1 protein-coding gene is annotated in these 1029 nt (G+C 58.5%); it reads right to left on the bottom strand.

Annotated elements, in window-relative coordinates; all coding sequences use genetic code 11:
* Positions 1 to 38: 38 nt before the first annotated feature.
* Positions 39 to 1029, bottom strand: a 991-nt coding sequence (locus ACFVRY_RS29370) for a DUF6402 family protein (protein WP_387503762.1), incomplete at its 5' end; no start/stop codon positions are given.

Genomic DNA, 1029 nt, shown 5'->3' on the forward strand with positions numbered 1-1029 from the left:
GCTGGACCGCCTGCCTGAAATCCGATTCCATATGTCGATTAGGGTGTCAGTTCGGCTGGAGTCGCCGGGAAGGTGAGATTCGCCTTCCTGGAAAGGATGTCGCTGAAGTTCGTGTAATCGACTCCCCGCGAGTTACGTTGCCGCCAGGCACGGTAGGTGGCGTTGGTCACCCTGGTGTAGTTGGTGCCGAGGGAGGTGCGCGCGACGTCGTTGGTCTTAACGCTCCAGTAGCCGAGCTCTTGTTCTTCGTCTTTGAAGTCGAAGCTGTCCAAGATGTAGGCGCCCAATTCGGTGACGGATACCGTGTAGCCTCCCGCTCCAGTATTGGTGATCTGACCTAGCGCGATGTAGCGCACTGTGCATCTGGCCACTGCGGCCGTGAAGTCATCCAGGGGTAGCAGGTAGGGGGCGTAGGACTGTTCCAGGATCCAGTATCGGTTGAATCGGGGGAAATTATGGCCTTGTCCGTCAACTTCCAAGCTGGATGCCTTGGTGCCGAAATTTGCCGAATGTCCCGGGGTTGGTAGGACCACCTGACGGGCGCGCACCTGAGCTTTGATGCGCTCCTTAATCTTTACTCGGTCCGGCAAAACTTCGATTAGGTTGAATCCCGCGTCTACCGATTTGCGCACGTCGGAAAATCCGGTGGCCCAATCCATCTTCAGGATGTCCAGTACGACGGTGTCGGTGGGCTCCTTGCCTGCCGTATAGGGCAGGGCGAACCATCGGTCCTGGCAGGCCGCGCCCACTGTCCACCCGTTGGCGCGCATGATCGTCCTAATGGACGGTGTGATATCCATTCGCAAAGCTGGCGCATTCGCGACATGGACGCTGCCGTCTACGTAATCGGGCGGGGATCCACGGAATGCGACTCTAGCCTCGAGCAGGGTGCTCCCGAAGACGTTCGGATTGGTGCGGGTGTCGATGGGAGGAAGCTGGACTACCTGATTGGTCTGGTTCGTCGTGAATTCGGTTGAGGCCAGCTGAGCGTAGCCTCCGCCGGTGCTCACGAACACATCGTAGGAGTGT

This window comes from Paenibacillus sp. NPDC057934, from assembly GCF_042887565.1.
Taxonomy (GTDB): Bacteria; Bacillota; Bacilli; order Paenibacillales; family Paenibacillaceae; genus Paenibacillus_AQ.